Origin of the sequence: Dietzia sp. DQ12-76 (genome assembly GCF_014145045.1) — a bacterium.
Classification (GTDB): Bacteria; Actinomycetota; Actinomycetes; order Mycobacteriales; family Mycobacteriaceae; genus Dietzia.
In genome coordinates, this window is sequence record NZ_JAALDV010000184.1 from 1 (window position 1) to 3,023 (window position 3,023).

2 protein-coding genes are annotated in these 3,023 nt (G+C 70.6%); one reads left to right on the forward strand and one right to left on the reverse strand.

The window, feature by feature from the left end:
- Window positions 1-72: 72 nt before the first annotated feature.
- Window positions 73-945, reverse strand: a complete 873-nt coding sequence (locus tag G6019_RS07605) for a dienelactone hydrolase family protein (protein WP_309230184.1) — start codon at window positions 943-945, stop codon at window positions 73-75.
- Between the two features lie 73 nt (window positions 946-1,018).
- On the opposite strand from G6019_RS07605, the gene glmS reads away from it, so the two are divergent.
- The gene (gene glmS / locus G6019_RS07610) at window positions 1,019-2,875 is read left to right on the forward strand and encodes a glutamine--fructose-6-phosphate transaminase (isomerizing) (protein WP_182612778.1); all 1,857 of its coding nucleotides are present in this window, start codon (window positions 1,019-1,021) and stop codon (window positions 2,873-2,875) included.
- Window positions 2,876-3,023: the final 148 nt, after the last annotated feature.

Below are 3,023 nucleotides of genomic sequence, written 5' to 3' on the forward strand. Positions count from 1 at the left end.
CCCCGGCGGCCCCGGGACCCCGGCGGGCCCGGGACCCCGGCGGGCCCGGGCCTGCCGGGTCATCCGGCGGGCTCAGCTCCCGGTGAAGCTCTTGAAGAGTCGGAGCAGCGGCGGCCCGCCGGCCGTGAGGTCGTCGTCCTCCTCGTCCAGCATCGCGTCGGTCACCGTGACGGTGTCCTTGAGCGTCTCCTCCGAATCGGCGAACGCCGAGTAGGTCGCATCGCCCGCGAGCGTGTTCAGGAGATAACCCGCCAGCAGCGGGCGCACCGTGCGTTGTGTCCGACGATCCGGGTCCGCGAGCCCGACGTACTTGATCAACGGCGCGCCCTCGACAAGGCCGGTCTCGATGGCCTTCTCGAGACGCCGGTGCACGATCGGACCGCGCCATGCCAGGTGGATCGCCCGCGCGTCCTCGGCGTGCACGCCACCCGAGGCCGACAGCAGCAGGCCCGGCGCATCGATGGTGATCGCCCGATCGGCGGCGGACGGGACGGTCTCGGTGGGGAACGCCATCGCCACTGCGTCGATGTCGGTGCGCTGGGAGGCCAGCAGGGCGCAGACCCCGGCCCCGAGTCCGTGGCCGGCCAGACCGATGCGTCGGGGGTCCGCGCGGACCGTTCCCCGGCCGAGCCTGGCCTGGAGGACGTCCTCGATCGCGGCCGAGAGGTGGTCGGCGAAGTGCTGGTGATTCGGCCGGGGAGACCGGTCGGTCGCGGGCGCCACCACGACGAAACCCCACGAGGCGAGGTGCTTGAGCGTGTCGGTGTAGTCGCGGGGGCCCTTGGTCCAGTCGTGGGCGAAGCCCACCAGCGGGGCGGGCGACGGTGCGTCACGGGGCACGAACACGGCGCCCGGCGTCCCGGTGAAACCGAGGTCGCCCGTATCGACCCCGTAGGGGCCCCGCCGGTTCACCTTGTCGAGCAGTGCTTTGGTCTTGGTGGCCACGAGGGCCACAGTATCGCCTCCGGGGGGTCGACGGTGCCGGGGAGTCGGGTCGGCCGGACTAGACTGATCGGCCATGTGCGGAATCGTCGGATATGTCGGGCACCAGGCTGCCCTCCCTGTCGTGGTCGAGGCCCTGCGGCGGATGGAGTACCGCGGCTACGACTCCTCGGGCGTGGCCGTCCTGGACGGTTCGGGTGGGTCCCGCGTCGAGAAGAAGGAGGGCAAACTCGCCAACCTCGAGGCCGCGTTGGACTCCGCCGGCCGCGACGGTTTCCCGGGGACCACCGGGATCGGTCACACCCGCTGGGCCACCCACGGACGGCCCAGCGACCGCAATGCCCACCCGCACGTCTCCGGCGACGTGGCGATCGTGCACAACGGCATCATCGAGAACTTCGCCCCCCTGCGTGCGGAGTTGGAGGCCGCCGGGGTCGACCTGGTCTCGGACACCGACTCCGAGGTCGCCGCGCATCTGCTGGCGCGGGAGATGGGGTCCGGTCCCCACGCGGGGGACTTCGTCGCCTCGTGCCGGGCCGTTCTGAGCCGCCTCGAGGGGGCGTTCACCCTGGTCTTCAGTCACGCCGCCCACCCGGGAACCCTTGTCGCGGCCCGGCGGTCGACCCCGTTGGTGCTGGGCGTCGGTGAGGGCGAGATGTTCCTCGGTTCGGATGTCGCGGCGTTCATCGAGCACACCCGAGAGGCGGTCGAACTCGGCCAGGACAACGTGGTGGTCCTGCGGGCCGACGGCTACGAGATCACCGATCTCGCCGGTGGGCCAGCCGAAGGACGCCCGTTCCACATCGACTGGGATCTGGCCGCCGCGGAGAAGGGCGGATACGACTACTTCATGCTCAAGGAGATCGCCGAGCAGCCCGCGGCGGTCGCCGACACCCTGCTGGGACACTTCCAGGACGGTCGGATCGTGCTCGACGAGCAGCGGATCAGCGACCAGGACCTGCGGGACATCGACAAGGTCTTCATCGTGGCCTGCGGCAGCGCGTACCACTCCGGGATGGTGGCCAAGTACGCCATCGAGCACTGGACCCGTCTGCCCTGCGAGGTCGAGATCGCCTCGGAGTTCCGCTATCGGGACCCCGTGTTGGACCGGTCCACCCTCGTGGTGGCCATCTCGCAGTCCGGTGAGACCGCCGACACCCTCGAGGCCGTCCGTCACGCCAAGTCCCAGAAGGCCCGCGTACTGGCGGTCTGCAACACCAACGGGTCGCAGATCCCGCGTGAGGCCGACGCCGTGCTCTACACCCACGCCGGCCCGGAGATCGGGGTGGCGTCCACCAAGGCGTACCTCGCCCAGATCACCGCCAACTATCTCGTCGGGCTGGCGTTGGCCCAGGCCCGCGGTACCAAGTACCCCGACGAGGTGGCGGCCGAGTTCCGTCAGCTCGAGCAGATGCCCGTCGCCATCCAGAAGGTGGTCGACTCCCTCGACCCGGTCCGCGAGATCGCCCGGGAGCTCGCCGGGTCGAAGTCGGTGTTGTTCCTCGGCCGCCACGTCGGCTACCCGACCGCCCTCGAGGGAGCGCTCAAGCTCAAGGAGTTGGCGTACATGCACGCCGAGGGTTTCCCGGCGGGCGAGCTCAAGCACGGTCCGATCGCGCTGATCGAGGACGACCTGCCCGTGTTCATCGTGATGCCGCCGGTCGAGGGACGCGGGGTCCTGCACTCCAAGCTGGTGAGCAACATCCAGGAGATCCGGGCCCGTGGTGCACGGACCATCGTGATCGCCGAGGAGGGGGACGAGGTGGTGCGACCGCTGTCGGACCACTTCATCCCGATCCCGGCGTCGACCACCCTGCTGCAACCGTTGCTCGCGACGATCCCCTACCAGGCCTTCGCCGCCGAGGTCGCCGCCGCCCGCGGCTACGACGTGGACAAGCCCCGCAATCTCGCCAAATCCGTAACTGTGGAGTGACCCGCCCCCGGGTCCGAGGAAGGACGTGGACATCATGTTGCGCGCGCACCCGGTCGAGGCGATCCGATCCGCGGAGCGCCCGCTCATCGAGGCCGCCGAGGCCGCGGGGGACCCCGACGCCGTGATGCGCCGCGCCGCATCGGGGGTC